This window comes from Streptomyces sp. NBC_01288 (genome assembly GCF_035982055.1).
Taxonomy (GTDB): Bacteria; Actinomycetota; Actinomycetes; order Streptomycetales; family Streptomycetaceae; genus Streptomyces.
The window spans coordinates 10048413-10074036 of the sequence record NZ_CP108427.1 but is presented as its reverse complement, the minus strand read 5'-3'; the positions used below and the strand labels follow the sequence as shown (position 1 = coordinate 10074036).

Genomic DNA, 25624 nt, shown 5'->3' with positions numbered 1-25624 from the left:
GTGGGTCGGTCAGTCGGAAGCGGGCAGCGGCTTGGCCGCCTTCAGGGCCATGGGGGCGCCGTCACAGGTGAGTTCGCCCGCGCCCGAGGCGGTGCAGAGGAGTTCGAGCGTCCCGGTGGTGTCGACGTACCGCTTGCCGATGAGGGTGGTGGTGCCGGCCGGTCCGGGCTTCACCGGGGGCGCGTCGGCCGCACGGATCAACGGGCTGCCACCGCACGCCAGTTGGGGCTGCGGCTGGGCGGCGCCGGGTGCGCGGATGACGACCACGCGGGTGCCGCAGACGGTGCTGGCGAGTTGGTCACCGGGACGCGGCGTCGGTGCCGGTGGGGTCATGGCGGAGTTCCCTTTCGAGCAGGCGGTCGGCGAGGAGTTCCACGTCGTAGGACTGACGGGCCATCCAGTACCGCAGGAAGCCGGTGAGCGAGTACCGCAGGAAGAGCGCGGAACCGACGACGCTCCCGGCGACCGCGGCCAGGCCGAGGGTGAGAGCGTCGTTCTGCACCAGCGGATCGCTGGTGTCGTGCGAGATGAAGTAGGCGCACACGCCGAGGACGACGCCGATCGTCATCAGGGCGGCGCCCGCGCGCAGCCAGAGAACGGCCCTTCCGGCCGCCGGGTCGGGGATTTTCAGGACGGTGAGTTCGCGGACGAAGCGGTCCGCTCGCGTCTCGGTGGACGTCATGTGGAACTCCCCAGGTAGAGAGCGGACAGTTCGGCACGCAACCCGCCGTCGGGGTGGCCCTGCCGTTCGACCCGGCCGCGTACGAGGACGGCGGCGTGGTCGCAGATGTCGAGTACCGCGGCGGCGAACTGCTCGACGACGAGCACGGCGACGCCCTGGCGGGCGATCTCGCCGACCTGTTCGTAGAGCCGGCCGACGACCAACGGGGCGAGCCCCATGGAGAGTTCGTCGAGCAGCAGGACGGCGGGGTCGGTGGCGAGGCCGCGGGCGAGGGCGAGCATCTGCTGTTCGCCGCCGGAGAGAGTGCCCGCCGCCTGACCGGCGCACCGGGCCAGGACAGGGAAACGGGCGAACGCGATCTCCTCGATCTCCTCCCGGCTGCGGCCGGTGAAGGTCATCATCAGGAGGTTGTCGCGGACGGACAGGTTCGGGAAGACGCCTCGCCCCTCGGGGATAAGGCAGACTCCGGCGCGGGCCAGGTCGCGGGGGTCGGCGCCGGTCATGTCCCGTCCGCCGAGGACGAGTTGGCCCGACTCGACGGGGTGGACTCCGGCGGCGACGCGCAGGGTGGTGGTCTTTCCGGCGCCGTTCGGACCGAGCAGTGCCACCACCTGTCCGGCGGCGACATCGAGGTCGACGCCGTGCAGGACGGTGATGCGTTCGTGGGCGGCGCGGATGCCGCGCAGTTCGAGAAGTGCGCTCACGCGTCCCCCAGGTAGGCGGCGAGAACCGTTTCGTCTCTGCGGATCACCTCGGGCGGGCCGACGGCGATGATCTTGCCGAGGTCGAGGACGTACACCTCGTCACAGACGGCCATCACGAGGCTCATGTCGTGCTCGACGAGGACGACTGCGGTGCCGTCTTCGGTGAGGGCGCGCAGGAGTTCCGCGAAGCGTTCGGTCTCCTCCGCGTCCTGTCCTGCGGCGGGTTCGTCGAGGAGAAGCACCTTCGGGCGGATCGCGAGCGCCCTTCCCACCTCGACGAGGCGGCCTACTCCGGTGGGGAGGGCGTCGGGTGAGGTGTCGGCGAGGTCGGCGAGACCGAGCCGGTGCAGGATCTCGGTGACGACCTGGTCGGCGCGGCGGCGTTCGGGTCCGAGTTCGGCGGCGACGAGGAGGTTGTCGCGCACGCTGAGCCGGCCGAAGAGTTCGAGGCGCTGGAAGGTGCGGGCGAGTCCGTGCCGGGCGCGGGCGGAGGGCCGGGCCCGGGTGACGTCCCGGCCATCCAGCCTGACCTGCCCGGAGGACGGCCTGCGCAGTCCGGAGGCGACGTCGAACAGGGTGCTCTTCCCTGCCCCGTTGGGTCCGATGAGTCCGGTGACCCGGCCCGCCTCGGCGGTCAGGGCGACCCCGTCGAGAGCGCGGTTCCCACCGAAGGAGACGGTCACTCCACTAACCTGCAGCGACGCCACGGGCCAGCACCTCCTTGTCCTCGGGGCGCCAGTCACGCCGTAGGCCCCACCACTCGACGGGGATCTCCGGCTCGGCCGGAGCGGTCTGCCGGGCGCTCGCCCAGGCGCGGAGGGCGGCGGCGAGGACGAGTGAACCGCCGTAGTACGTCCAGTCGTTGATGACGTCGGTGAAGCGCAGGGCCCAGGCCAGGGCGAGGGCGCAGAGCAGGGTGGACAGGGCGATGCGGTCGCGGGCGAGGGGCTCCCACTGGCGGCGGAAGCGGGGGACGATGCCGTCGGGGTTGTGACCGAGTCCGACGCCGGCCAGGCCCGGGAGGAGGGCGACCAGGTTGGCGGTGCCCGGGACGACGGCGATCAGGGCGTTCGTCGGGCCGACGAAGGCGGTGCCGGCGAAGAGCCCGTTGCCGACGGCGCCGAGTCCGCCGACCACGGCGACGAGGAAGATGGGCAGGCCCGCGATGAGGCTGAACTGGTCGGCGGTGACGGTGCGTTGCTGCATTCCGTAGAGTGCTCCGCCGAGTCCGGCGATGCCGGAGGCGAGGGCGAACACGGCGACCTTGGCGACCAGCAGGTTGCCGCCGAGGGTGGCGTACGCGGCCTCGCTGTCGCGCAGGGCGATCAGCCGTCGGCCGAAGCGGCTGCGGCGCAGGGCCGCCACGCCGATCGAGGCGAGCGCGAGGCAGACGGCGGCGAACACCATCAACTCCCGTCCGCTGTCGAGCCGGAGGCCGAACAGGTCGGGTCCGGTGGCGTCGACCGAGCCCTGGTCGAACAGGGCGATCCGCAGGCCGAGGATGTGGAAGGCCGGCAGGGTGAAGATCCACCGGTCGAGGATCACGGCGAACGCGGCGGTGCCCAGGGCGAGATACACGCCGGAGAGCCGCAGCGCGGGCAGTGCGACCAGAGCTCCGGCCACCGCCGAGACAAGGATCGTGGCGCCGAGCGCCCACAGTTCGCCGTGCGCGCCGAGGTGTGCCCAGACGACCGCGCCGATGCCGGCCATGCTCAGCTGGCAGAGGGAGACCTGTCCGGCGTACCCGGCGAGCGGGACGTACGAGAGCGCCACTACGCCCAGCGAGAAGATCGCTCCATAGGTGATCAGGTCGGCTTCTCCGAGGAGAGAGGCCAGTACCGCGCCGAAGGCGACGACGACCGCGGCGAACACGAGAGTGCCGCGCGCGCTCGGTACCGGGACGCGGGCCAGCCGTCGTTCACGGCCGCGCAGGCGTCGGTGCGGGAAGACCAGCAGGGCGAGGAGGAGCAGCAGGGCGGGGGCGGCGAGCCGTAGTCCGGGGAGGTATTCGTTCTGCGGGAGGTAGCCGGTCAGGTAGCTCTCCATGCAGCCGACGACGACGGCGCCGAGGAAGGTGAGCGGCAGGCTGCGCAGCCTGCCGAAGACGGCCGCGGTGTAGGCGCTGACGATCAGCAGGGAGAGCTGGGCGGCGTCGAGGGTGACGGTCGGGGCGATCAGGATGCCGCCGATCGCGGCCAGTTGGGTGCCGAGGATCCAGGAGACACGGCCCGCCCTGACCGGGTCGGCGCCGGTGAGACCGACGAGTGCCCGGTCGTCGACGGCCGCGCGCATCTCGGCTCCGGCGCGGGTGCGGTAGAGCAGGATGCGCAGGCCGACGGCGACGGCGACGGCCACCGCCATGGTGATCGCCTGGTGCCAGGTGATGACGGCCGGGCCGAGGTGGATGGGCTTGCGGGCGGCGAAGAACATCGGCAGGGGCCGCGCCACGTTCGGGTCCCAGATCCAGCGCGCTGCCGCGATGAGACCGCTGAGCAGCGCGACCGTCATGACGAGCCGTTCGGCTTCGCCGAGGGCCTGGACGGGCCGCAGTACGAACCGCTCGACGAGCAGCCCGAAGCCCGGGGCGAGCACGAGCAGCACCACGACCAGGGCGACCGGAACGGGCATGCCCCAGCCGACGGTCAGCTGCCAGTACATGAACGCGGACAGCATGCCGGCCGCGCCGTGCGCGAAGTTGAACACGCCGGTGGTGGTGTAGGTGAGCACGAGCCCACTGCCGATGACGGCATAGATCGCGGCCGTGCTCAGGCCGACGATCCCGAAGGTGAGGAACTGGTCCATCGCGTCGGATCTCCCCTCTCCATCGCTGGAAACTAGCTTCTCATCTACGGAGAATCAACCATTCAGACAGAGACTGTTGACGTCGCCTCACCCACCATGGAAATCTGCCACTCATCTGAGAGAATGCCATTCTCACTCATGGTGAAGGGTGGAAGTCCTTGTCCTCCTTGCCCGTTCCGGCTCCTCCCCCTGGTCCGACCGACGACCTGATGGAGATCCAGCAGCTCCTCGCCCGCTACGCGGTGTGCATCACCCGCGGTGACCTGGACGGGGTGCTGGGCGTCTTCACGCCCGACGGCACGTACAGCGCCTTCGGGGACTCCTACGGCCTCGACGAGTTCCCGGCGCTCGTGGCCGCCGCGCCCAAGGGTCTGTTCCTCACGGGGACGCCGGCCGTCGACCTGTCCGGCGACACGGCGACCGGCACCCAGCCGCTCTGCTTCGTCGACCACGCCACGCACGACCTGCGGATCGGCTACTACGACGACACCTACGTCCGCACGGACGGGGGTTGGCGGCTGCGCACGCGGGCGATGACGTTCATCCGCCGCAGCGGAGCGCACGACTCGGGCCGCCCGCACGCCTATCAGCGCCCGGGTACATGAAAGTGGCCTCGGCGCCCGGGTACATGAACGTCGCCGACTTCCGCTCGGGCCTGCGCGTCTGGCTGGACGAGCACGACCTGTCCTCCGGCCCCGACCACTCCCTGGACGCCCAGGTCGCTCAACTGGCCCGGGTCCGCCGGGCGTTGTTCGACGCGGACTGGATGCGGTACGGCTGGCCCGCCGAGGTGAGGGGGCTCGGCGGGCCCGCGGTGCTGAGGGCTGTGCTCGGCGAGGAGGTCGCCACGAGGGAGTTGGCCGAGCCCGGGATCTACTCGATGATCGAGGTCCTCGCCCCGACGATGATCTCCTACGCCCCTCCGGCGCTGGCCGCCGAGATGGTCCCGCGGCTACTGAGCGGGCGTGAGCAGTGGTGCCAGGGCTTCTCCGAACCCGGCTCCGGCAGCGACCTCGCCTCCCTCACCACCCGGGCGGTTCCGCGCGGCGACCACTGGGAGATCAGCGGCCAGAAGGTGTGGACGAGCCTGGCCCAATTCGCCGCCCGTTGCGTCCTGTTGACCCGCACCGCGCCTGGTCACAACGGGATCACCGCGTTCTTCGTCGACATGGACACCCCCGGCATCACGGTCCGGCCACTGCGCACGATGCACGGCGTGGACGAGTTCGCCGAGGTGTTCTTCGACGATGTGATGGTGCCCGCCGACCGGATGCTGGGCCGCCCCGGCGACGGCTGGCGCCTGGCGATGGACCTGCTCCCGCACGAGCGCTCCACCTGCTTCTGGCACCGGATCGCCCATCTCTACACGCGACTTGACCGCCTGCTGGCCGAGACGAGCGTCCCCGACGACGCCGAACTCGGCGCCGCCTACCTGGCGTTGCACACCGTCCGCTGCCGCTCCCACGCCACCCAACGGCGCCTGGCCGCGGGTGAGCGTCTGGGCGCGGAGACGTCGGTCGACAAGGTGCTGCTGGCCACCGCCGAGCAACAGCTCTTCGAGACCGTGCGCGATCTGCTGCCCGGCGTACTGGAGTTGACGGACACGCCGTGGCGCTCGGAGTACCTGTACGCGAAGGCGGCGACGATCTACGGCGGTACGGCCGAGATCCAGCGGAACATCATCGCGCGCCGACTGCTCGACCTGGGGAGGGAGTAGCCGTGGACGCCGCCGAAGAGCACCTGCTCGCCGAGACACTCCGCAAGACGATGACGGCGGCCTCGGGACAGGCACTGGACGCCGCCCTGACCGACCTCGGCTGGGCCGAACTCCTCGTGGAGCAACCGGACATAGCCGTCCCGCTCACCTTCCGCCTGCTGGGCGAGACGGGCGCCCACGCGCCGCTTCTCAACGACGTGCTGCTACAAGCGGCGGACCGTCCGGTCGGAGGCACACTGCCGCTGCCGTTCACGGGTGGTGCGTGGATCGTCTGGGAGCGCGACGACGCGGCTGTCGGGACGGCCCTGGACGCCGAACTCCCCCTGCGTTCCGTGCCCATTGGAGCGTCCGTCCCCCTCGCCGCCGGCCGTGTCGCGCTCGGCTGGTGGCTGCTCGGGACCGGCCGCGCCATGCTCACGTTGGCCCGCCAACACGCCGTGGACCGCGTGCAGTTCGGCCGTCCGCTCGCCTCCTTCCAAGCCGTACGGCACCGGCTCGCCGAGACCCTCGTGGCGCTGGACGGTGCCGAGGCCACCCTGGTGGCCGCGACGGACGAGTTGGGCGCGTTGCTGGCCAAGGCGGCGGCCGGAAAGGCCGCACTGACGGCGGCCCGGCACTGCCAGCAGGTCCTCGGCGGGATCGGTTTCACCGCCGAGCACGATCTGCACCGGCACGTCCGGCGGGCCATGGTGCTCGACGGACTGCTGGGCAGCGCGCGGGAGTTGACGCGCGAGGCCGGGGCACTGCTGCGGGCCGGCGGGTCCGCGCCACGGCTCGTCCACCTGTGATCGACCGAGGAGTGAATCAGTGACCGATCTGTGGAGCGACCTGCTCGCCTGCCTGGACCTCGACGCCCAACCCCGTGACGTGTTCGAAGGTGCCAACCAGCGACTCGGCTACCACCGCATCTTCGGCGGGCAGTTGCTCGCCCAGAGCGTCCGGGCCGCCCGACTGGCCTGCCCGGAGAAGGCGGTCAAGAGCCTTCACGTGCAGTTCGCGCGCGCGGGGCGGCCGCAGGAACCGGTGCGGTACGAGGTGACGCGCCATCATGAGGGCGGCTCCTTCGCCACGTTGACGGTCGTGGCGCGGCAGACGCAGGGCGTCGCGGCCGTGGCCGCCGTATCGCTGCACTCCCACGAGGACGGTCCCGACCAGCAGATCGCGTTCCCGATGCCCGCGGTGCCGGGGGCGGAGCACGACGTCGTTCTCTCGCTGCTTCCCTGGGACACCCGGGCCACCGTCGACGTGGACTCGCCGAAGTCGGAGCCTCCCGAGTACGACCTGTGGATGCGCACACCGACCGTCGCCCCGGAGCTGGCCCCGGCGTTGACGGCGTACGCGAGCGATCTGAGTCTGATCGGTACGGCGCTTCGGCCGCTCGAAGGGGTCACCCAGCACGATTCGGGAACGGCGTTCTCTTCTGCCGTCACCGCCCACACGGTGTGGTTCCACCGCCCTTTCACCACGGACGACTGGCTTCTCCTGCGCCACCGGAGCCCGGTTCTCGCCCACGGCCGCTGTTACGGCCGGGGCGATGTGCTCACCGCGCAGGGGTCTCTGGTCGCGTCGTTCGCGCAGGAGGCACTGCTGCGCTTCCGTGCGATCGCGTAACGGCCCGTATCCGCAGGGGTTCTCGGCACACAACGGGCCGTCCACGCGGCGCGTTCAGCGCATCACCGTGCCACCGTCGACATTGATGACCTGCCCGTTGATCCAGGCCCCCTCGTCGGACATGAGGTAGGCCACCATGCCGGCGACATCGTCGGCCCGACCGTGCCGGGTGCTGCGGGTCCGGGCGAGCAGCGCCTCCAACAGGTCAGGCGCCGCGCCCTCTTGGATGGCCTGCGTCAGGATCAGGCCCGGGGCGACCGCGTTGGCCCGGATGCCCTCCCGGCCCCAGCGGGAGGCGACGTGGCGGGCGAGGGCGTTGATGCCCGCCTTGGTCGCCGAGTAGGAGGGGCGCGCGGCCTCGCCGGTGAAGGCCGCGATGGACGAGGTGTAGACGATCGCGCCGCCGCCGCGGGCCAGGAGTTCGGGAACGGCGTAGCGGGTGACGAGCATGTGGCCGCGCAGATTGACGGCGAACGTCCGGTCCCACACCGCGAGGTCCATGTCGACGACGTCGGTGTCCTGGGAGACCGCGTTCATGTCGCCCGCGTTGATGTGCACGGCGTCGAGACCGCCGTACGTCCGCACGGTGGTCCGCACGAGTTCGCCGACCGAGGTCTCGTCGGCGATGTCGAAACCCACCGCGACCGCCTGGCCACCGGCGTCGCCGATGGCCGTGGCGGTCCGTCGGGCTCCGTCGAGATCGAGATCGCCGACGACGACCCGCGCGCCCTCGTCGGCCAGCCGCCGGGCGGAGGCGGCCCCCAGCCCGGTGGCCGCGCCGGCGACGAGAACGACCTTCTCCTTCAAGCCCTCCACACTGTTCCCTTCACGTCGTCGACGCTCTCCACCACCGCGACCGACCAACAGGGGACGGACTATGGCGCGAGTACCTCGATGACCGTCGCCGAGCCCATGCCGCCGCCCGCGCACATCGCGGCGACTCCGATGCCGCCTCCGCGCCGACGCAGTTCGTGCACGAGCGTGACGAGCATCCGGGCGCCGGTCGCGGCGACCGGGTGGCCGAGGGAGCAGCCGCTGCCGTTGACGTTCACGCGGTCGGGGTCGAGGCCGAGCAGTTTCACCGCGGCGACGGGCACGGCGGCGAAAGCCTCGTTGATCTCGAAGAGGTCCACGTCGGACGTCGAAAGTCCGGCGCGGGCAAGGGCTTTGGGGATCACCTTCACGGGGGTGAGGCCCGTCTCGGCGGGGTCGGCGCCGACCGAGGCCCACGAGCGGACGACGGCGAGGGCGGGCAGGCCGAGCCGGTCGCTGGCCACCACCAGGGCGGCGGCACCGTCGTTGGCGCCGCCCGCGTTGCCGGCCGTGATGGAGAAGCCGTCTATCTCCGGGTGGAGCGGCTTGAGCGAGGCCAGCTTCTCCAGGCTCGTGGTGCGGCGGGGGTGTTCGTCGACGGAGAACAGTCCGTGCGGTGTGTCGATGGGCACCAACTCGGCGTCGAAACGGCCTTCGTCGATGGCGCGAATGGCGTTCTGGTGGGAGCGCAGCGCCCATGCGTCCATGTCGGCGCGGCTGAGGCCGGCCCGTACGGCGGTGTTCCAGCCGACCGTGATCGACATGTCCAGGTTGGGGGCGTCGGGGCGGTCGGGGTGCGTGGGCGGGCTCCATGGTTCGACCCACTCCCCGTCGACGCGGAAACGCTGTTTCGGGGATGTGGAAGCCGAGTTGACGCCGCCGGCGATGACGAGTTCGTCCATGCCCGCGCGGATGCTCGCCGCCGCGCTCTGCACGGCGGCGAGTCCGGCGGCGCAGTGGCGGTTGTGGGCGAGGCCCGGTACGGAGGTGAGGCCGACGGTCAGTGCCGCGTGCCGGGCCACGACCCCGCCGCCGTACAGGCCTTCGCCGAGGATCACGTCGTCGATCGCGTCCGGGTCGAGGTCGTCCGTGGCGGCCGCGGCGGCGACGATGTGGTGGGCCAGGTCGAACGCGGTGGTGTCGCGCAGGGTGCCCTTGACGGCGGTGCCGACGGGGGTGCGCAGGGCGGACACGAGGACTGCTTCAGGCATGGGTGGTCTCCAACTCGGCCAGCAGGGTGCGGCGCAGCAGTTTTCCGGTCTCGGTCTTGGGGAGTTCGGCGCGGAACACGATCGCGTCGGGCGTCTTGGAGGAGCGCAGCCGGTCCTTGACCCACTGGCGGACCTCGGCCGGGTCGCCCTCGCCGACCACGACGGCCACGATCCGCTGCCCCCACTCGGGGTCGGGCACGCCGATCACCGCCGCCTCGACGATCCCGGGGTGGGCGACGAGAACGTCCTCTATCTCGGCGGGAGCGATGTTCTCGCCGCCGCGAATGATGGTGTCGTCGGCGCGTCCCTCGATGAACAGATAGCCGTCGGCGTCCAGTCGGCCCCGGTCCCGGGTGGGGAACCAGCCGTCCGCGTCCAGGGCGCTGCGTCCGCCGTACTCGCCGGAGATCTGCTCCCCGCGCACGAACACGAGCCCGGTCTCCCCGGCACCGGCCGGCTTTCCGTCGTCGTCACGGATCTCGATCTCGACACCGGGCAACGGCCGTCCCACGGAACCGAGTCGGTCCCGTACGGCCGGGTCGGAGGCCGCCAGCGCCTCGCGGTGGTCGTCGGGTCCGAGGACCGCGACCGAGGAGGCCGTCTCCGTCAGGCCGTACGCGTTGACGAACCCCGTGCCCGGAAAGATCCGCAACGCCCGTTCCACCACGGGTCGCGGGGTCCTGGCGCCGCCGTAGGCGAGGCTCCGGAGTGTGGGCGTGCCTGCGTCGTCGGCGGGGACCTCCGCGACGATGCGGGCCAGCATGGTGGGGACGACGAGTGCGTGGGTGACCTGTTCGCGGCGCGCGGTCTCCAGCCACTCCCCCGCGTCGAAGGCGGACAGGTACACCAGGCGGCGGCCGGAGTAGAGGTTCGTGAGCAGGTTCATCAACCCGGCCACGTGGTACGGCGGTACGGCCACGAGTGCCGCGTCGCCTTCCTCCGCGGAGGCGAACTCCTGGGTGTTGAGGACGTAGGCCAGCAGGTGCCGATGGCGCAGCAGTGCCGCTTTGGGCTCGGCGGTCGTGCCGCTCGTGTAGAGGACCACGGCCACGGCGTCCTGGTCCTGGGCCAACTCCGGTGCGTCGACGCCGTCTTCGGCGTCCTCTTCGGCGCTCAGCAGGGCGTCGAGGTCGGCGGGGCGCAGGACGAGGGCTCCGGGGTGGCGGGCCAGGAGGCGGGCCAACTGGTGTTCGCCGAGGCGGTAGTTGAGGGGGATGAACGGGATGCCCGCCAGGGCGGCGCCGAACAGGGCCACCGGGTAGGCGAGGTGACTGGGGCTCAGATAGAGCACGGCCGGGCGGCCCCGGAAGCGGTGCGCGGCGGCGCGGGCGCGGGCGAGCAGGTCCGAGGCGGTCAGGGAGCGGCCGTTCGCCGTGACCACCGGTCGGTCGCCGCCCGAGGCCACCATCTCCAGAATCATGGTTATATTCATGAGAATGCTATTCTCGTCTCACTAGAGCGCTGTTCGCAAGAGAGGAAATCCTTGATGCAGATCAGTGGGAGCTCCGCGGTGGTCGTCGGCGGGGCGGGCGGCCTGGGCGAGGCCACCGTCCGTCGGTTGCACGCGGCGGGAGCGAAGGTCGTCGTCGCCGATCTGGCCGACGAGAAGGGCAAGGCCCTGGAGCAGGAGCTGGGGGTGCGCTATGTGCGTACCGACGCCACCTCCGAGGACGACGTCCAAGCGGCCCTGGCCGAGGCGGAGTCGGCGGGGCCGCTCCGCATCTCGGTGGACGCGCACGGCGGTCCGGCGAGCGGTGGCCGGCTCGTCGGCAAGGACGGCTCGCCCCTCGACCTCGCGGGCTTCCGTACGACGATCGACGTGTATCTCACCGGCGTGTTCAACGTGATGCGGCTGGCCGCGGCCGCCATCGCCCGCCAGGAGCCCGCCGAGGGCGGCCGGGGCGTCATCGTCAGCACGGCCTCGATCGCCGCGTACGAGGGCCAGATCGGTCAACTCCCTTACGCGGCGGCCAAAGGCGGGGTCGTCAGCATGACCCTGGTCGCCGCCCGCGACCTCTCCCCGCTCGGCATCCGGGTCGTCACGATCGCGCCGGGCACCTTCAACACACCGGCCTACGGCAAGGCGGGCGACCAGTTGGAGGCCTACTGGGGGCCGCAGATCCCGTATCCGAAGCGCATGGGGCTGCCGGTCGAGTACGCGGGTCTCGTGCAGCACATCGTCGAGAACGACTATCTCAACGGCGAGGTCGTACGTCTCGACGGCGCCCTCCGGTTCCCGCCGAAGTAACCGGCATGAGTCAAATGACGGGTGCGGGCGGGCAGTTGAAGGGCAAGGTCGCGTTCGTCGCGGGGGCCAGCCGCGGCATCGGCCGTACGGTCGCGGTGGCGCTCGCGGAGGCGGGCGCCTCGGTCGCCGTGGCCGCGCGTTCCGAGCAGGAGGGCCGGCTTCCCGGGACGATCCACTCGGTCGCGGACCGGATCACCGCGGCGGGCGGACGTGCGCTACCGGTGCCCTGTGACGTGAGCGACGAGGCGTCGGTCGACGCGGCTGTCGCCGCCACGGTCGCGGAGTTCGGCGGGATCGATATTCTCATCGCCAATGCCGGGGTGCTGTGGCTCGGCCCGGTCGAGTCGACACCGCTCAAGCGCTGGCAGTTGTCGCTGGACGTCAATCTGACCGGGGTGTTCCTGGTGACCCGGGCGGTGATTCCGCACGTACGGGCGCGTGGCGGTGGTTCGTTGGTGGCCGTGACGACCGGCGGGGTGGGCATGACGGACCGGGGTGCGAACGCGTACTGGGTGTCCAAAGCGGCAGTAGAGCGCCTCTACTTGGGGCTCGCCGCCGACCTGAGGAAGGACAACATCGCGGTCAACTGCCTCGCTCCGTCACGGGTGGTGCTCACGGAGGGGTGGCAGGCGGGTGGCGGAGGCCGGGAGATCCCGCCGGAGATGGTGGAGCCGCCGGAGGCCATGGCGCGGGCCGCCGTGCTCCTCGCGGGCCAGGACGCGACCGGCCTCACGGGAACCGTCCAGCGCTCGGAATCCCTTGCCTGAAAGGCAGTTGGCCTGCGGGCGACGCGGGACGCGCATGACTGTTCGGCATCTTCCGGGGCACTCGGGAGACAACGGCGCAGCCACCGGGATCACCGGTGGCTCGCCGTCTATCCATAGGGGTTAACAGATGCTTGCATTCGTGGCGGCCGCACTCTTCTTCATCGCCTTCATCATCAGAATCACCGAGACGTCGACCCAGATCGTCTTCAGCTCGACGAGCCTCATGCTTCTCGGGCTCGCCTTCCTCGCCGCGCACTCGGCCGGCGTGGGCTCCGGCTGGTCCGCCCGGCGCAGCAGCGGCCGTCGACGCTGAGGAAGCGGCGCGCTCCGTCCATGGCGCGCCCCGCCTCCGACAGCCGCTGACCGGTCACCGCCCGGCGCGTTCTCGCACCGCCGCACAGACCCCACCGTCGACGAGAACGTCGATCCCGGAAACGAAAGCGGCCTCGTCCGACAACAGAAACGCCACCGCAGCCGCGACGTCCTCGGCCCGGCCCACCCGCCCGAGCGGCGTCTGCTCCACCAGAGCGGCCATGGCGGGCTGGGCCGAGGCCTCCTGCTGCCCCTGAGGGGTGTCGATGACGCCCGGCGAGACGGAACACACCCGGGCGCCGTACGGTCCGAGCCGCACCGCCTCCCGCCGGACGAACCGGTGCACCCCGTGCTTGGCCCACGCGTACGCGAGACCGGTGTTCTCCACGGCAGGTCCGAGGGCCTCACGCAGCCGGTCGAGGAAGTCGTCCCGCAGCGGATCGTCGAGGATCGCCGCCACGGCGGGATCGGCCTCCAGGTTGCCGAGGAGCGGGGCCATCGAGGCGAAGCACACCATCGCGGTCCCCTCGGTGGCGAGCGGGCGGAGTGCCTCGGCCAGGAGTGCGGTGCCGACGAGGTCGACCTCGAAGATGCGCCGCCAGTCGGCCATGGTGGGCGAGATCCCGGCGGCGTGCGACACGGCCCTCAATGGGCCCAACTCGGCGACGCGGGCGGCGAGTCGGGACAGACCGGCCCTGTCCGTGATGTCGAGGACGAAGGGTTCGACCTCGATCTCCTCGTCCGCGGCGGCCAGTTCCTTCGCCGCGGCGGTCACGGCCAGCTCGTCCCGGTCCACCAGCAGCAGCGTGTCCACCAGGTCCGTGAGCCGCCGCGCGCAGGCCAGTCCCATGCCGCGCCCGGCGCCGGTCGCGATGCCTACGGTCGTCATGCGCCCTCTCCTCCGTGGCTCCAAAGCTTTTCCAGCCCCGGCCGCGCCACCCGGTCCACGAGTTCCACGAGCAGCCCGCTCGGGGCGCGCAGGAAGGCGAAGGGCGCGCCGCCGGAACCGGCTCGGGTCGCCTCGGTCGTGAAGCCCTGCCGGGTGAGTTCGGCCGCGTCCGCGGCGACGTCGTCGGACCAGTAGCCGACGTGGTGCACACCCCCGCCGGCCACCGGTTCCCACAGTGTTCCCGGGATACGGCGGACGATCTCCAGCCGGGGCTGCGTCCGGGAGTAGGCGCAGCTGATGTCGAGAACGGCGTTTCCGGTCGGCAGCGTCAGCGGTACCGCCCCGCCGATCTCGGCGCACCACTCGTACCCGAACGCGGCCGTGAACTCGGCCAGCGTCCCCTCGAAGTCCTCGACGACAAACCCGAGATGGAACTGGTCCTCCGCTCTCACGACTCCCCCACCACCCCGGAAACGTCATGCTCGCCCAGTCGGGGCGGCGGCCCGTACTCCGGCTCGTACCCCTCGACCCGCACGGAACTGCGCACCAGCCGGAAGTCCCCGGCCGTCACCACGGCCTCCGGTGTCGCCGCCAGCGCCTGCGGCAGCGTCCGTACGGCAGCCGCCGGCACCCCGAGCGGACGCAGCCGCGCCTCCCAGGCCGCGGCGGTGTCCCCGGCCAGGGCCTCCGTCACGGCGGCCAGCACCTCCTCGCGCCGCTCCGCGCGTTCGGCCATGGTGGGGAATCCCTGGACGCCGGCCTCGGTGGCGAAGGACTTCCAGAAGCCGTCGTGGGTGATGAAGAGCGCCAAGTAGCCTTCGGCGGTGGGAAAGAGCTGGGCCGGTACGTAGTAGGAGTGCGCGCCGAGCGGCAGCCGGCGTGGTTCGACACCCTCGTTCAGGTAGGCGGAGGCGCGGTAGTTGAGCTGAGACAGCATCACATCCCTCAGCGACACCTCCACTTGGCCGCCGCGCCCGGAGACGATCTGGGCGAGGAGCCCCAACGCGGCTGTCAGGCCTGAGGAGTTGTCGGCCGAGGAGTAACCGGGCAGCGTCGGCGGGTCGTCCGGGTGGCCGGTGAGGGCGGCGACTCCCGTGGCCGCCTGCACCACATAGTCGAAGGCGGGCTCGTCGCCCGCATCCAGGCCGTATCCGGTGAGCGCGACGCACACGATCCGGTCGTTCCACTTGCGCAGCACGTCGTAGGTCAGGCCCAGTCGGTGGATGGCCGACGGTTTGAGGTTGACGAGCAACGCGTGGGCGTCGGCGAGGAGTTCACCGAGGCGGGCCTGTCCGTCGTCGGTCGTGAGGTCGAGGCGGACGCTGCGTTTGCCGCGGTTGAGGCTCGCGAAGTAGGCGTCGCTCACCTGGCGGGAGATGTCACCGCCCGGCGGTTCGATCTTGGTGACCTCGGCGCCGAGGTCGGCGAGCATCATCGTGGCGTAGGGGCCGGCCAGCATGTGGCCGACCTCCAGGATGCGGATGCCGTCGAGCGGTCCGGCGGTCATCGCAGGTCCGCGGCGAGGGCGGCGAGCATGTCGCGGGTGCGGTACTTGGAGGCGACCAGCTCGTCGCGGTTGTCGCCGATGGGCAGCAGCCGTACGGAGAGATCGGTGACCCCTGCGTCCGCGAACCGCTTGAAGCGGGCGGCAATGGCGTTCTCGTCGCCCGCCGCGCACAGGTCGCCGACGTCGCGGGCGTCGCCGTATTCGAGAACGCGTTGGTAGTTGGGCGAGATCTCGGCCTCGCCGAGGATGCGGTTGGCGCGCTCGCGGGCCTCGTCGACGCGGTCGGGGCTGCACAGGCAGACCGGGATGCCCGCGACGATCCGCGGTGCCGGGCGTCCGGCGCTCTCGGCGGCCTTGGTGATGCGGGGGACGACGTGTTCGGCGACGGCGCGTTCGTCGGCCATCCAGAGCACGGTCCCGTCGGCACGTTCTCCGGCGAGCCGCAGCATGACCGGGCCGAGGGCCGCGATCAGGACCGGCAGCGGGGAGACCGGGGCGAGGGTGAGCGGGTTGTGGACGGTGAAAGTGTCGTTCTCGACATCGACCATGTCCGTTCCGCCGAACGCGGCGTCCAGGACGTCCAGGTAGTCGCGGGTGAAGGCGGCCGGTTTCTCGTACGGCAGCCCCAGCATGTCCCGGATGATCCAGTGGTGGGACGGTCCGAGGCCGAGCGCCAAGCGTCCTCCCGCGGCCGCCTGGGCCGAAATCGCCTGCCGGGCAAGGGCGATGGGGTGCTGGGCCTGCAACGGCACGACGGCGGTGCCGAGTTCGATCCGCTCGGTGCGCGCGCCCATCAGCGCGATCGCGGTGAGCGCGTCGAAGTCGGTCGGGATCTGTGGCACCCACACGGTGTCGAAGCCCGCCTTCTCGGCCCATGTCACGTCGTCGATCATCCGTGTGACCTTGCGGACCGAGTCCCCGCGTTCGGGCCCGATCATCACTCCGATACGCACGCTGCCTCCAGGTTTTCGGGTCGCCGCCGGGTCATGGCGAGGTGACGGATGTCAGAGCGCGCATCTGGGCCACGAGGGCGTCGAGCGGCGTGCCCGTCGGGAAGACCGCGGCGGCTCCCGCGGTGAGCAGCTTCGGCACGTCGGCAGGTGGGATGGTGCCGCCCACCACGACGGCGATGTCCTCGGACCCCGTGGCGCGCAGCCCCTCGATCACCCGGGTGGTCAGCGCGAGGTGCGCGCCGGAGAGGATGCTGAGTCCGACCACCGCCACGTCCTCCTGGACGGCGACGGCCACGATGTCGTCGACGCGCTGCCGGATCCCGGTGAAGATGACCTCGAAGCCCGCGTCGCGCAGGGTCCGTGCGACGATCTTGGCGCCGCGGTCGTGTCCGTCGAGTCCCGGTTTGGCGACCAGTACGCGGGCTTTCATCAGAACACCACCGGCTGCTGGAACTCGCCCCAGACCGCCTTGAGCGCGGCGACCATCTCGCCGACCGTGCAGTAGGCGTTGGCGCAGTCGATCAGGATGGGCATGAGGTTCTCGGTACCTTCCGCGGCGCGGGTCAGTTCGGCGAGGCGTTGCCGTACGAGAGCCGCGTCGCGGGTGGCCTTGACGTCGGCGAGCCGTTTCAGCTGCCGGTCGCGGCCTTCCGCGTCGAGTTCGTACGTGGCGAGGTCGGGCGGGGGTTCCTCGGAGACGAAGCGGTTGACGCCGACGACCGGCCGGGTGCCCGCCTCGACCTCGCGGTGCGACTGGTAGGCCTCGTCGGCGATGAGGGTCTGGAGGTAGCCGTCCTCGATGGCCCGGACCATGCCGCCGTAGCGCTCCAGGTCGTCCATGATCTCGACGATCCGGGCCTCGGTGGCGTCGGTGAGTGCCTCGACGAAGTACGAGCCGCCGAGCGGGTCCGCGACCCGGGTGACGCCGGTCTCGTGGGCGAGGATCTGCTGGGTGCGCAGGGCGAGTGTCGCCGACTCCTCGCTGGGCAGGGCGAACGGCTCGTCCCAGGCCGCCGTGAACATCGACTGGACGCCGCCGAGGACCGAGGCGAGCGCCTCGTAGGCGACGCGGACGGTGTTGTTCTGCGCCTGCGGCGCGTACAGCGAGGCGCCTCCGGCGACGCAGCCGAAGCGGAACATGGCGGCCTTGTCGCTGTCCGCCCCGTACCGCTCGCGCACGATGGTCGCCCAACGCCTGCGTCCGGCACGGTACTTGGCGACCTCCTCGAAGAAGTCGCCGTGCGTGTAGAAGAAGAAGGAGACCTGCGGGGCGAACTGATCGATCGTCATACGGCCGCGGGCCAGCACCGTGTCGCAGTAGGTGACCCCGTCCGCGAGCGTGAAGGCCATCTCCTGTACGGCGTTGGCGCCGGCGTCGCGGAAGTGCGAGCCGGCGACCGAGATGGCGTTGAAGCGCGGCACTTCGGCCGCGCAGAACTCGATGGTGTCGGCGATGAGGCGCAGCGACGGCTCGGCCGGCCAGATCCAAGTGCCCCTGGACGCGTACTCCTTGAGGATGTCGTTCTGGATCGTCCCGGTGAGTTTCGCCCTGGGCACACCAGCCCGTTCGGCCGCGGCGACGTAGAAGGCGAGCAGGATCGCGGCCGTTCCGTTGATGGTGAAGCTGGTGCTGATCCTGTCCAGCGGGATGCCCTCGAAGAGGACCTCGGCGTCGGCGAGAGTGTCGACGGCGACGCCCACCCGGCCGACCTCCTCGGTCACTTCGGGGTCGTCGGAGTCGTAGCCGCACTGCGTGGGCAGGTCGAGTGCCACGGAGAGTCCCGTGCCGCCCTGTTGGAGAAGGTAGTGGTAACGGAGGTTGGAGGATTCGGCGGTGCCGAAGCCGGAGTACTGGCGCAGCGTCCACAGCCGTCCCCGGTAGCCGGTGGCGTAATTGCCGCGCGTGAAGGGGAAGTTGCCCGGCGCGGGCGGTGCGGTGCCGACGTCGTCGGGGCCGTAGACCGGTTTGAGGGGCAGGCCGGACGCGGTCCGGACGAGGTCGTCGCCCTGGGGCGGTGTGGGAGGCGTCATCGCAGGAGGTCCTTCATCACTTTTCCGGTGGCGTTCAGCGGCAGTTCCGTGAGGAACTCCACGGTCCGGGGCACCTTGAACCCGGCCATGCGGAGCCGGCTCCACTCGATCAACTCGTCGGCGGTCAGCGGCTGTCGGAGGACGACGAAGGCCTTGCCGACCTGTCCCATCCGTTCGTCCGGGACGCCGATCACGGCGGCCTGGGCGACCGCCGGGTGTTCCATCAGGAAGCCCTCGATCTCGGCCGGGTAGGCGTTGAAGCCGCCGACGATGAACATGTCCTTCTTGCGGCCGACGATCCTCAGGTAGCCGCGCTCGTCGAGCGTGCCGAGGTCCCCGGTGTGCAGCCAGCCGTCCTCGTCGATGGCTTCGGCGGTCGCGTCGGGGTCGTTGAAGTAGCCGCGCATCACGCTGTAGCCGCGGACCAACACCTCGCCGTCGTCGGCGATTTCGACCTCTACGCCGTCGCAAGGAGTGCCGACGGTGGTGGCGATGTCCTCGAAGGAGTCGCCGGGCCGGGTGGCAGTCGCTGTCCCCGCCTCGGTCAGGCCGTAGCCCGTCATGATCGAGGTGAAGGGCAGTTCGGTCAGCACGCGGCGGATCAGTTCGACCGGGATGTCGGCGGCCCCGGTCACCGCAACTCGCAGTGAGGACAGGTCTCTTGTGCCGCGGTCGGTGAGCAGCGAGTGGTAGAGCGTCGGCGGGCCGGGCAGGACCGTCACCCTCTCGCGCTCGACCAGGTCGAGGACGGTGTCCACGTCGAAGACGGGCACGGGCAGGATGGTCATGCCGCGGATGAGCGACGCGACCATGCCCGCCTTGAAGCCGAAGATGTGGAAGAACGGGTTGACGATCAGATAGCGGTCGCCCTCCCTGACCCCGGCCAGGTCGCACCACTCCGCGTACAGCCGGAGCGTCTGGGCGTGGGTCATCAGGACGCCCTTGGGCCGGCCGGTGGTGCCCGAGGTGAAGACGATGTCGCTGACCTGGTCGCCGGTCACCTTCCGCTCGAAGGGTGAACCGCTCGCCAGGAAACCGGACTTGAGGTCGATCACGGGCACGCCTGGCGGCGCTTTGAAGTCCAGGCCGAGGAAGCCCTCCTGGACGAGAACGGCCTTCGCACCGCTGCGCACGATGATGTCGTGCGCCTCGTCCGCCTTGAACCGGGTGTTCACCGGCACCACCACACCGCCCGCGGTCATCAGACCGAAGGCGGCGACGATCCACTCGGCGGAGTTGGGCGCCCAGATCGCGACCCGGTCGCCCTGCTCCACCCCGGCCGACACGAACGCACCCGCAGCCACACGCACCCGCTCGACCAGCTCGGTGAACGTGAGGCGGAGCGGGCCGTCCACCACGGCTTCGGCATCACCGAAGCGGTCGGCCGCGCTCAGCACCATCTGCGGGATGCTCTCCCAGGTCATACGCCGATCAACCGGGCGAGGTTGCCGCCCATGATCTTGGCCTGGTCGGCCTCCTTCATGCCCTGGAGCGCGTCGATGTAGGAGACCGGGTCGGCCAGCCCCTCGGGGTGCGGGTAGTCGGACCCGAACAGGACCCGCTCGACTCCGACGACCTCGGAGAGCGCGGCCATGTCCTCCTCCCAGAACGGGCTGATGTGGATCCGCTTCCTGACCTCTTCGACCGGGTCGCCCAGGAAGCCCTTCGGCTGCTTCTTGTAGGTGCTGCCCAGTTGGTCGAGCAGCGGCAGCAGCCAGGAAGAGCCGTTCTCGATGACCGAGACCTTGAGTTCCGGGAAGCGGAACAGGGCTCCGTGGCAGACCCAGGACGCGACCGCGTCGGTGACTGGGCGCCACTCGGACATCATCCGGAAGACCTGTGCCTGGAACGGCGTCATCTCCTGGCTCTTGCCCTCCCAGTCGCTGGAGTAGCGCGAGTAGCCGCTGTCGGAGGAGTGCATGGCCACCAGCACGCCCGCCTCCTCGACCCGCTTCCAGAAGGGGTCGAACTCCGGCAGCGCGAAGGACCGCGAGCCGCCGTAGCCGGGGACCGGGGCGGGCCGGATGAGAATCGCCCTCGCGCCGCGCTCCAGGCACCACTCCAGCTCGGCGATCGCCTTGTCCAGGATCGGCAGGCTGATCACCGGGGTGGTGAAAATGCGGTTCTTGTAGTTGAACTGCCAGGTCTCGTGCAGCCATTGGTTGAGGGCGTGCACGACGACGTGGATCAGCTCCGGGTCGTCCCGCATGCGTTCCTCGACCAGGCTGGCGAGGGTCGGGAACATCAGCGTCTGGTGGATGCCCAGGTCGTCCATGAGCGCCATGCGCGGCCCGGGTTCACGGAACGCGGGGATCGACCGCATCGGCTCGCCGAACAGCTCCCGGTGGGACTTGCCCTCCGGGTTCCCCTCGCGGAAGTAGTCCTCCCACGCGCCGGGCCGGGCGACGACCTCGAAGGTGGGGTTGGGGATGTAGTCGCTGATCTGACCGCGGATGGCGATCTTCGTACGGCCCTTCACCTGCACGTACTGGATGGCGCTCGCGTACTGCTTGGGCAGGTACCGGGTGAGCGCATCCTCCGTCTCGTACAGGTGGTTGTCCGCGTCGAACAGTGGATACGGCGGCACACGCGATGGCATGAGATCCTCCTTCGCAGATTGCGAGAATCATATTCTCACTCTTGATGGGCGGCAATGTCCTTGCGGAGAACGAACTTCTGAACCTTGCCGCTGGCGGTCCGTGGGAAGTCCTCGACGAAGTGCAGTTCCTCCGGCCACTTCTGACGGGCCAGGCCCGCCGCGGCGAAGTGGGCGCGCAGGTCGTCGAGGGTGGGGTCGGGGTGGCCGGGCCGCAGTCGTACGACGGCTGCCGCGTGCTCGCCGAGGCGGGCGTCCGGGGCGGCCACGACCGCGGCCTCGGCGACGGCCGGCAGGGCGAGGAGAACCTCCTCCACCTCCAGCGCGCCGATGTTCTCGCCGCCGCGGATGATGATGTCCGCCTTGCGGTCGGTGATGGTCAGGTAGCCGTCCTCGTCGAACTCGCCGATGTCGCCGGTTCGGTACCAGCCGTCCGCGTCGAAGGCCCGCTCGGTGAGGGCCGGGTCGGTATAGCCGAGGCACAGGTCCGGGCCGCGGCTGAGGATCTCGCCGTCCTCGGCGAGCCGGATCTCCACTCCGGCCAGCGCGTCGCCGTCGGTGTAGAGCCGTTTGTCCTCGGGCGCGGTGTGGGCCGAGGCGGTGATCGAGGGGTGCTCGGTGCTGCCGTAGGCCCGGAAGACCGTGATGCCGAGGTCGGCGAGGCGTCTGGTCACCGCGTTCGGCACGGCCGCGCCGCCGAGGCCCGCGTACTTCATGCGGGTCAGGTGGGCGGGCGTGAAGTCGGGGTGGTCGAGGAGGCTCGTCATGTAGTAGGCGGCGCCGCCTCCGACCGTGAGACCGTCGCTGGCCATCAACTCCAGGGCGAGGCCCGGGTCCCAGGTGTCGGCGAGGTTCACCGCGGAGCCGTCCAGGACGGGGATCAGGAAGGCGTTCACCATGCCGATGAAGTGGCCGACGGGCGCGGAGGTGAGCTGGTCACCCCGGTCGGGCGGGTAACGGCCGGCCAGTTGGCGGGTCTCGAAGCCCAGGGTGCGGTGGCTGTGCACAACTCCCTTGGGGTCGCGGGTCGTTCCCGATGTGAAGGCGATCAGTGCGGGTCCGGACGGGTCCGTCGGCAGGACGCCGGACAGTGGTTCGTCGGCGAGCAGGTCGTCGAAGTCCCGCCCTACGACGCCGACCAGGGGGATCTTCGCGCTCAGCTCGGGGTCGTGGCGCAGGTGCCCGAACCGTTCGGCGGTGACGAAGGCCTTGGGCTGGACCGTGTCCAGGATGTAGCCGACTTCCCTGCGTCCGTAGAAGTGGACGATCGGCACCACGACCGCACCGAGGAACGCCGACGCCCAGAAGACCGCCGCCGCCTCCATCCAGTTGGGTAGTTGGAGGGCCACGACGTCACCGGGGCCGATGCCCCGCTCGCGCAGTCCCGCGGCCAGTCTGCGGGCCGTCGACTCGACCTCGGCGAAGGTCCCTTCCCAGGGTCTTACCGCCGAGTGCACGCGGAACGCGGCCCCCGGGGCGGCCGCCAGTCCCCGCGTCAGCAGGTCACCGATCGTCTCACTGGTCCACCAGCCCTCCGCCTCATAGCGGTTGACGAGTTCAACGGGGATCGTTCGCACGACAGGAACTTCCTCTCGTCTTTGAGAATTGCACTCTCTCAGAGCGAGAAGGTAAATTCCATACATGGGACGAGACCACGGGTTCCACCCGGTGCGGATCACACGGATCATCCAGGAGACGCCCGACACACGGACGTACGTACTCGACGCGCCCTTCCCGTACCGGGCGGGCCAGTTCGTGACGATCAAGGCCTGTGGCACGCTGCGCAGTTACTCCATGTCCAGTTCGCCGGAGACGGACGCCGAGCTGATGACGACGGTGAAGCGGGTTCCGGGGGGTCTGGTGTCCAACTGGATGCACGACCATCTCGCGCCCGGCGACGTCGTCGAAACCACGCTTCCAGCAGGGGTGTTCTGTCTGCGGGAGGGCGACGAGGCGGGCGGGGCACGGGAGTTGGCGGCTCCGGTGGTGGCGTTCTGCGGGGGCAGCGGGATCACGCCGATCCTGTCGCTCGCCAAGTCGGCGCTGGCCGGCAGCGGGCGCCGGGTGCGGGTCCTGGCCGCCGACCGGGACGCCGGTTCCGTCATCTTCGCCGCCGCGCTGGGCGAGTTGGCCGAGCGGTATCCGCACCGGTTCGAGGTCCGGCACCACCTCGACGACCGGGAGGGGTTCGTCACCGCGGACCAGGTCCGGGAGTTCGCGGGCGACACCAGGGAGGCGGATTTCTACCTCTGCGGGCCCGCGCCCTTCATGGAGTTGGTGGAGAACGCGCTTCTCGCCCACGGAGTCGCCCCGGAGCGGATCTTCGTCGAGCGGTTCGCGCAGGCCGCCACCGATCGCCCGCTCCACGAGAACCCCGAGCAGGAACCCGAGGAGCCGCCCGAGCAGGAGGGCACCCTCACGCTCGTGCTCTCCGGCAAGCGGCACACGCTCGCGCAGCGCTCCGGCGAGACGTTCCTGGAGAGCGCGCGTCGCGCGGGTCTGGCGCCGCCGTTCTCCTGCGAGGCCGGGAACTGCGCCACCTGCATCGCCCAAGTCACCGAGGGCGAGGCCAAGATGCGCGTCAACAACGCGCTCGACGACGACGAGATCGCCGATGGCTGGGTCCTGACCTGCCAGGGCGAGCCGACCACACCGCACGTCACTGTGGAATACGAGGACTGAGGCCATGGACGTAGATCTCGAACTCGACGAGGGCCTGGCGGTCGTCACCATCGACCGACCGCACGCCCGCAACGCCATCGCCCCGAGCACGATGGACGAACTGGACAAGGCGCTCGACGCGGCCGCGGGCGCCAAGGCGCTGGTCATCACGGGCGCCGGCGACCGGGCGTTCGTCTCCGGCGGGGACCTGAAACAGCTGAGTGCGATCCGGACCGAGGAGGACGCGATGGCCATGGCCCTGCGGATGAGGGGGATCTGCGATCGCATCGCGGCCTTCCCCGGTCCGGTGATCGCCGCGTTGAACGGCCACGCGTTCGGCGGCGGCGCCGAGGTCGCGGTGGCCGCCGACATCCGGGTCGCCGCCGACGACATCAGGATCGGCTTCAACCAGGTGGCCCTGGCCATCATGCCCGCGTGGGGCGGCGCCGAGCGGCTTGCCCAACTCGTCGGCAAGGGACGGGCGTTGATGCTCGCGGGCGCCGGGACCGTGCTCGACGCGGCCGAGGCCCAGCGCGTGGGACTGCTCGAACTGGTGCTGCCGCGCGCCGAGTTCGCCGAGGGCTGGCGCACCCTGGCCAGATCGCTGGCGACCAATCCGGCGCGGGAGATCAAACGCGTGATGAGCGGAGCCGTCCCGGAGGAGGAGGCGGCCCGCGCCTTCGCCCGCCTCTGGGTGTCCGACGAGCACTGGCAGGCAGCGGAGAGGGTGATGTCCCGTGGGTGACACACGAGTTGGGGCGACCGGAGCGAGCGCCGACCTGAGCGGCACCGACCTGACCGACGTACGCGCGGACACGGACCGTGCGGCGGCCGGTGACGGGCGGGTGCGGGTCGAGTCGAGTCCGGTGGGGCCGATCGTACGGCCGTCGGACGCGAGCGATCTCGTGATCCTGTATCTGCACGGGGACCGGCAGTTGTCGGGTTCGCCGGAGTCGGCGGTGGACCTGGCCGAGCGACTCGCTCTGCGGACAGGGGCAGTTGTGGTGTGCCCGCGCTATCGGTCGTCGTTCCCGGGGGCGCTGGACGACGTGCACGCCGTATACAGCTCGTGTCAGGCGCGTGGTCCGGTCGCGCTGGCCGGTGAGCGGTTGGGGGCCGGGCTCGCGGCCTCGCTGCTGGTGCGGCTGCGGGACATGGGGGCGCCGGAGCCGGACTGTGCGGTGCTGATCTCGGCGCTGCTCGATCTGACGTTGGACGCGCCGAGTCTGCTGTTCAACGCGGCGGCCGATCCGGGCTTCGACATCGACGAACTCCGGTTGCACGCGGCCCGGTTCGCGGGCGGCGCCGACCGGACCAACCCGCTGCTCAGCCCGCTGCACGCCAACCTGCACGGGCTGCCGCCGATCCAGCTTCTGGTCGCCGGTACCGATCCGCTGCTGGACGACTCGCTGTCGTTCGCGGCCCGTGCGGCGCACTCCGGTGTCACGGTGGATCTCCGGGTGCGGCCGGACGCGGTGAGTCTGCATCCCGAGAGCGTCACGGCGATGGCGGATTTCATACAGGCGTGGGCCCGAGCAGCACGCCCATGACATCGCGGATGATCTCGGGGTAGTCGGTCTGCTCCTCGTCGAGCATCCACTGCTGCTGGACCCCTTCGAGCATCGCCACCACGGCGGTGGCGGCGGCTCGGGGGGTCAGGCCGCTGGGTACGCGGTCGCCGTAGAGCGCGGTGAGGTGCTCGACGGTGTGGTCCTGGATCGCCCGGTAGTAGTCGTGGCAGAACCGCTGTGCCTCGTCGCTGCCGGTGACGCCCTCGGCCACGAGAACGCTGTGTATCTGGGCGAGACCGGGATTCTTGTGGTCGTAGGTGATGACCTCGGCGAGCAGCCCGGGCAGATCGTCGCCGGTGTCCGTGTGCAGGGCGGCCAGGTGCTCGCGGGCGAGGTCCTCGCGGAGCTGGACGAGGGCGAGGAGAAGCCGCTTCTTGCTGGGGAAGTAGTGCAGTACGCCCTGTCGGGTCAGGCCGGCGCGCTCGGCCACGGCGTCGATGGATGCCTTCTTGTAGCCCCGCTCGGCGAACACCCCCAGCGCGGCGACAAGAATCTCCTCGTGTCGGGCCGTCGTCATTGAGCACCCCTTCCACCCCGGCAACACCCATG

28 protein-coding genes are annotated in these 25624 nt (G+C 70.6%); 10 read left to right on the top strand and 18 right to left on the bottom strand.

All coding sequences use genetic code 11. The features are described from left to right. Positions 1 to 9: 9 nt before the first annotated feature. From OG194_RS45365 to OG194_RS45345, 5 genes are read right to left on the bottom strand one after another with little or no spacing between them, the layout of a single operon-like run. The gene (locus tag OG194_RS45365) at positions 10 to 333 is read right to left on the bottom strand and encodes a hypothetical protein (protein WP_327406568.1); all 324 of its coding nucleotides are present in this window, start codon (positions 331 to 333) and stop codon (positions 10 to 12) included. Beyond that, positions 299 to 682 (bottom strand): hypothetical protein, encoded by a 384-nt coding sequence (locus OG194_RS45360; RefSeq protein WP_327406567.1) that lies wholly within the window; start codon positions 680 to 682, stop codon positions 299 to 301. Before OG194_RS45360 ends, OG194_RS45365 begins: the two co-directional genes overlap by 35 nt. Beyond that, complete coding sequence (locus tag OG194_RS45355; RefSeq protein WP_327406566.1) at positions 679 to 1386, bottom strand: ABC transporter ATP-binding protein; 708 nt, start codon at positions 1384 to 1386, stop codon at positions 679 to 681. Before OG194_RS45355 ends, OG194_RS45360 begins: the two co-directional genes overlap by 4 nt. Next, complete coding sequence (locus tag OG194_RS45350; RefSeq protein ID WP_327406565.1) at positions 1383 to 2093, bottom strand: ABC transporter ATP-binding protein; 711 nt, start codon at positions 2091 to 2093, stop codon at positions 1383 to 1385. Before OG194_RS45350 ends, OG194_RS45355 begins: the two co-directional genes overlap by 4 nt. After that, a complete protein-coding gene (locus tag OG194_RS45345; protein ID WP_327406564.1) occupies positions 2074 to 4188 on the bottom strand; it encodes a branched-chain amino acid ABC transporter permease in 2115 nt (704 codons plus the stop codon). Before OG194_RS45345 ends, OG194_RS45350 begins: the two co-directional genes overlap by 20 nt. A 209-nt stretch (positions 4189 to 4397) precedes the next feature. On the opposite strand from OG194_RS45345, the gene OG194_RS45340 reads away from it, so the two are divergent. The 4 genes from OG194_RS45340 to OG194_RS45325 are packed head-to-tail and all read left to right on the top strand — an operon-like array spanning position 4398 to position 7516. Beyond that, positions 4398 to 4793: a nuclear transport factor 2 family protein gene (locus OG194_RS45340; RefSeq protein WP_327406563.1), complete on the top strand. Its 396-nt coding sequence runs from the start codon at positions 4398 to 4400 to the stop codon at positions 4791 to 4793. Further along, the gene (locus OG194_RS45335) at positions 4790 to 5905 is read left to right on the top strand and encodes an acyl-CoA dehydrogenase family protein (RefSeq protein WP_327406562.1); all 1116 of its coding nucleotides are present in this window, start codon (positions 4790 to 4792) and stop codon (positions 5903 to 5905) included. The genes OG194_RS45340 and OG194_RS45335 overlap by 4 nt, the downstream gene beginning before the upstream one ends. A gap of 2 nt (positions 5906 to 5907) precedes the next feature. Then, positions 5908 to 6693 carry an acyl-CoA dehydrogenase family protein gene (locus tag OG194_RS45330; RefSeq protein ID WP_327406561.1) on the top strand — a complete coding sequence of 262 codons (786 nt, stop codon included), beginning with the start codon at positions 5908 to 5910 and terminating at the stop codon, positions 6691 to 6693. Between the two features lie 19 nt (positions 6694 to 6712). Then, the gene (locus OG194_RS45325) at positions 6713 to 7516 is read left to right on the top strand and encodes an acyl-CoA thioesterase (protein WP_327406560.1); all 804 of its coding nucleotides are present in this window, start codon (positions 6713 to 6715) and stop codon (positions 7514 to 7516) included. Between the two features lie 54 nt (positions 7517 to 7570). Here OG194_RS45325 and OG194_RS45320 read toward each other — a convergent pair whose 3' ends face one another. The 3 genes from OG194_RS45320 to OG194_RS45310 are packed head-to-tail and all read right to left on the bottom strand — an operon-like array spanning position 7571 to position 10960. Continuing rightward, positions 7571 to 8332, bottom strand: a complete 762-nt coding sequence (locus OG194_RS45320; RefSeq protein WP_327406559.1) for an SDR family NAD(P)-dependent oxidoreductase — start codon at positions 8330 to 8332, stop codon at positions 7571 to 7573. 59 nt (positions 8333 to 8391) lie between these two features. After that, on the bottom strand, positions 8392 to 9540 hold the full coding sequence (locus OG194_RS45315; protein ID WP_327406558.1) for a thiolase family protein: 1149 nt from the start codon (positions 9538 to 9540) through the stop codon (positions 8392 to 8394). Then, positions 9533 to 10960: a class I adenylate-forming enzyme family protein gene (locus tag OG194_RS45310; protein ID WP_327406557.1), complete on the bottom strand. Its 1428-nt coding sequence runs from the start codon at positions 10958 to 10960 to the stop codon at positions 9533 to 9535. The genes OG194_RS45315 and OG194_RS45310 overlap by 8 nt, the downstream gene beginning before the upstream one ends. 66 nt (positions 10961 to 11026) lie before the next feature. Between OG194_RS45310 and OG194_RS45305 the strand changes: the two genes are divergently transcribed. The 3 genes from OG194_RS45305 (at position 11027) to OG194_RS45295 (ending at position 12868) form a co-directional block, all read left to right on the top strand. Next, complete coding sequence (locus OG194_RS45305; protein ID WP_327406556.1) at positions 11027 to 11788, top strand: SDR family NAD(P)-dependent oxidoreductase; 762 nt, start codon at positions 11027 to 11029, stop codon at positions 11786 to 11788. 5 nt (positions 11789 to 11793) lie between these two features. After that, the gene (locus tag OG194_RS45300) at positions 11794 to 12555 is read left to right on the top strand and encodes an SDR family NAD(P)-dependent oxidoreductase (protein ID WP_327406555.1); all 762 of its coding nucleotides are present in this window, start codon (positions 11794 to 11796) and stop codon (positions 12553 to 12555) included. A 127-nt stretch (positions 12556 to 12682) separates the two neighbouring features. Further along, a complete protein-coding gene (locus OG194_RS45295; RefSeq protein ID WP_327406554.1) occupies positions 12683 to 12868 on the top strand; it encodes a hypothetical protein in 186 nt (61 codons plus the stop codon). 54 nt (positions 12869 to 12922) lie between these two features. Here OG194_RS45295 and OG194_RS45290 read toward each other — a convergent pair whose 3' ends face one another. Genes OG194_RS45290 through OG194_RS45250 form a run of 9 tightly spaced genes read right to left on the bottom strand, consistent with a single transcriptional unit; the run spans position 12923 to position 22420 of the window. Next, a complete protein-coding gene (locus OG194_RS45290; protein WP_327406553.1) occupies positions 12923 to 13756 on the bottom strand; it encodes an SDR family oxidoreductase in 834 nt (277 codons plus the stop codon). Continuing rightward, a complete protein-coding gene (locus tag OG194_RS45285; RefSeq protein ID WP_327406552.1) occupies positions 13753 to 14208 on the bottom strand; it encodes a VOC family protein in 456 nt (151 codons plus the stop codon). Before OG194_RS45285 ends, OG194_RS45290 begins: the two co-directional genes overlap by 4 nt. Next, positions 14205 to 15263, bottom strand: a complete 1059-nt coding sequence (locus OG194_RS45280) for a CaiB/BaiF CoA transferase family protein (protein ID WP_327406551.1) — start codon at positions 15261 to 15263, stop codon at positions 14205 to 14207. Before OG194_RS45280 ends, OG194_RS45285 begins: the two co-directional genes overlap by 4 nt. Continuing rightward, entirely contained in the window at positions 15260 to 16216 is a 957-nt protein-coding gene (locus tag OG194_RS45275) for an LLM class F420-dependent oxidoreductase (protein WP_033282963.1), read from the bottom strand. Before OG194_RS45275 ends, OG194_RS45280 begins: the two co-directional genes overlap by 4 nt. Positions 16217 to 16247: 31 nt before the next feature. Beyond that, positions 16248 to 16646, bottom strand: a complete 399-nt coding sequence (locus tag OG194_RS45270; protein WP_327406550.1) for a cobalamin B12-binding domain-containing protein — start codon at positions 16644 to 16646, stop codon at positions 16248 to 16250. After that, positions 16646 to 18247 (bottom strand): methylmalonyl-CoA mutase family protein, encoded by a 1602-nt coding sequence (locus tag OG194_RS45265; protein WP_327406549.1) that lies wholly within the window; start codon positions 18245 to 18247, stop codon positions 16646 to 16648. Before OG194_RS45265 ends, OG194_RS45270 begins: the two co-directional genes overlap by 1 nt. Beyond that, the gene (locus tag OG194_RS45260; protein WP_327406548.1) at positions 18244 to 19671 is read right to left on the bottom strand and encodes a FadD3 family acyl-CoA ligase; all 1428 of its coding nucleotides are present in this window, start codon (positions 19669 to 19671) and stop codon (positions 18244 to 18246) included. Before OG194_RS45260 ends, OG194_RS45265 begins: the two co-directional genes overlap by 4 nt. Further along, positions 19668 to 20846, bottom strand: coding sequence for an amidohydrolase family protein (locus OG194_RS45255; protein WP_327406547.1), 1179 nt, complete (start codon positions 20844 to 20846; stop codon positions 19668 to 19670). Before OG194_RS45255 ends, OG194_RS45260 begins: the two co-directional genes overlap by 4 nt. Before the next feature lie 35 nt (positions 20847 to 20881). Continuing rightward, positions 20882 to 22420 carry an AMP-binding protein gene (locus OG194_RS45250; RefSeq protein WP_327406546.1) on the bottom strand — a complete coding sequence of 513 codons (1539 nt, stop codon included), beginning with the start codon at positions 22418 to 22420 and terminating at the stop codon, positions 20882 to 20884. 64 nt (positions 22421 to 22484) lie between these two features. Between OG194_RS45250 and OG194_RS45245 the strand changes: the two genes are divergently transcribed. From OG194_RS45245 to OG194_RS45235, 3 genes are read left to right on the top strand one after another with little or no spacing between them, the layout of a single operon-like run. Further along, positions 22485 to 23525 (top strand): ferredoxin--NADP reductase, encoded by a 1041-nt coding sequence (locus OG194_RS45245; protein WP_327406545.1) that lies wholly within the window; start codon positions 22485 to 22487, stop codon positions 23523 to 23525. 4 nt (positions 23526 to 23529) lie between these two features. Continuing rightward, complete coding sequence (locus OG194_RS45240; protein ID WP_327406544.1) at positions 23530 to 24249, top strand: enoyl-CoA hydratase/isomerase family protein; 720 nt, start codon at positions 23530 to 23532, stop codon at positions 24247 to 24249. Continuing rightward, positions 24242 to 25054, top strand: coding sequence for an alpha/beta hydrolase fold domain-containing protein (locus OG194_RS45235; protein WP_327406543.1), 813 nt, complete (start codon positions 24242 to 24244; stop codon positions 25052 to 25054). The genes OG194_RS45240 and OG194_RS45235 overlap by 8 nt, the downstream gene beginning before the upstream one ends. On the opposite strand, the gene OG194_RS45230 is transcribed toward OG194_RS45235, so the two are convergent. Beyond that, a complete protein-coding gene (locus OG194_RS45230; RefSeq protein WP_327406542.1) occupies positions 25020 to 25592 on the bottom strand; it encodes a TetR/AcrR family transcriptional regulator in 573 nt (190 codons plus the stop codon). The genes OG194_RS45235 and OG194_RS45230 overlap by 35 nt on opposite strands. Positions 25593 to 25624: the final 32 nt, after the last annotated feature.

Coding starts and splice junctions, on each gene's coding strand:
- OG194_RS45365 (WP_327406568.1), bottom strand. CDS start 333: ATGACCCCACCGGCACCGACGCCGCGTCCCGGTGACCAACTCGCCAGC.
- OG194_RS45240 (WP_327406544.1), top strand. CDS start 23,530: ATGGACGTAGATCTCGAACTCGACGAGGGCCTGGCGGTCGTCACCATC.
- OG194_RS45245 (WP_327406545.1), top strand. CDS start 22,485: ATGGGACGAGACCACGGGTTCCACCCGGTGCGGATCACACGGATCATC.
- OG194_RS45315 (WP_327406558.1), bottom strand. CDS start 9,540: ATGCCTGAAGCAGTCCTCGTGTCCGCCCTGCGCACCCCCGTCGGCACC.
- OG194_RS45340 (WP_327406563.1), top strand. CDS start 4,398: ATGGAGATCCAGCAGCTCCTCGCCCGCTACGCGGTGTGCATCACCCGC.
- OG194_RS45335 (WP_327406562.1), top strand. CDS start 4,790: ATGAAAGTGGCCTCGGCGCCCGGGTACATGAACGTCGCCGACTTCCGC.
- OG194_RS45260 (WP_327406548.1), bottom strand. CDS start 19,671: ATGACCTGGGAGAGCATCCCGCAGATGGTGCTGAGCGCGGCCGACCGC.
- OG194_RS45345 (WP_327406564.1), bottom strand. CDS start 4,188: ATGGACCAGTTCCTCACCTTCGGGATCGTCGGCCTGAGCACGGCCGCG.
- OG194_RS45230 (WP_327406542.1), bottom strand. CDS start 25,592: ATGACGACGGCCCGACACGAGGAGATTCTTGTCGCCGCGCTGGGGGTG.
- OG194_RS45310 (WP_327406557.1), bottom strand. CDS start 10,960: ATGATTCTGGAGATGGTGGCCTCGGGCGGCGACCGACCGGTGGTCACG.
- OG194_RS45280 (WP_327406551.1), bottom strand. CDS start 15,263: ATGACCGCCGGACCGCTCGACGGCATCCGCATCCTGGAGGTCGGCCAC.
- OG194_RS45300 (WP_327406555.1), top strand. CDS start 11,794: ATGAGTCAAATGACGGGTGCGGGCGGGCAGTTGAAGGGCAAGGTCGCG.
- OG194_RS45290 (WP_327406553.1), bottom strand. CDS start 13,756: ATGACGACCGTAGGCATCGCGACCGGCGCCGGGCGCGGCATGGGACTG.
- OG194_RS45270 (WP_327406550.1), bottom strand. CDS start 16,646: ATGAAAGCCCGCGTACTGGTCGCCAAACCGGGACTCGACGGACACGAC.
- OG194_RS45305 (WP_327406556.1), top strand. CDS start 11,027: ATGCAGATCAGTGGGAGCTCCGCGGTGGTCGTCGGCGGGGCGGGCGGC.
- OG194_RS45265 (WP_327406549.1), bottom strand. CDS start 18,247: ATGACGCCTCCCACACCGCCCCAGGGCGACGACCTCGTCCGGACCGCG.
- OG194_RS45360 (WP_327406567.1), bottom strand. CDS start 682: ATGACGTCCACCGAGACGCGAGCGGACCGCTTCGTCCGCGAACTCACC.
- OG194_RS45295 (WP_327406554.1), top strand. CDS start 12,683: ATGCTTGCATTCGTGGCGGCCGCACTCTTCTTCATCGCCTTCATCATC.
- OG194_RS45255 (WP_327406547.1), bottom strand. CDS start 20,846: ATGCCATCGCGTGTGCCGCCGTATCCACTGTTCGACGCGGACAACCAC.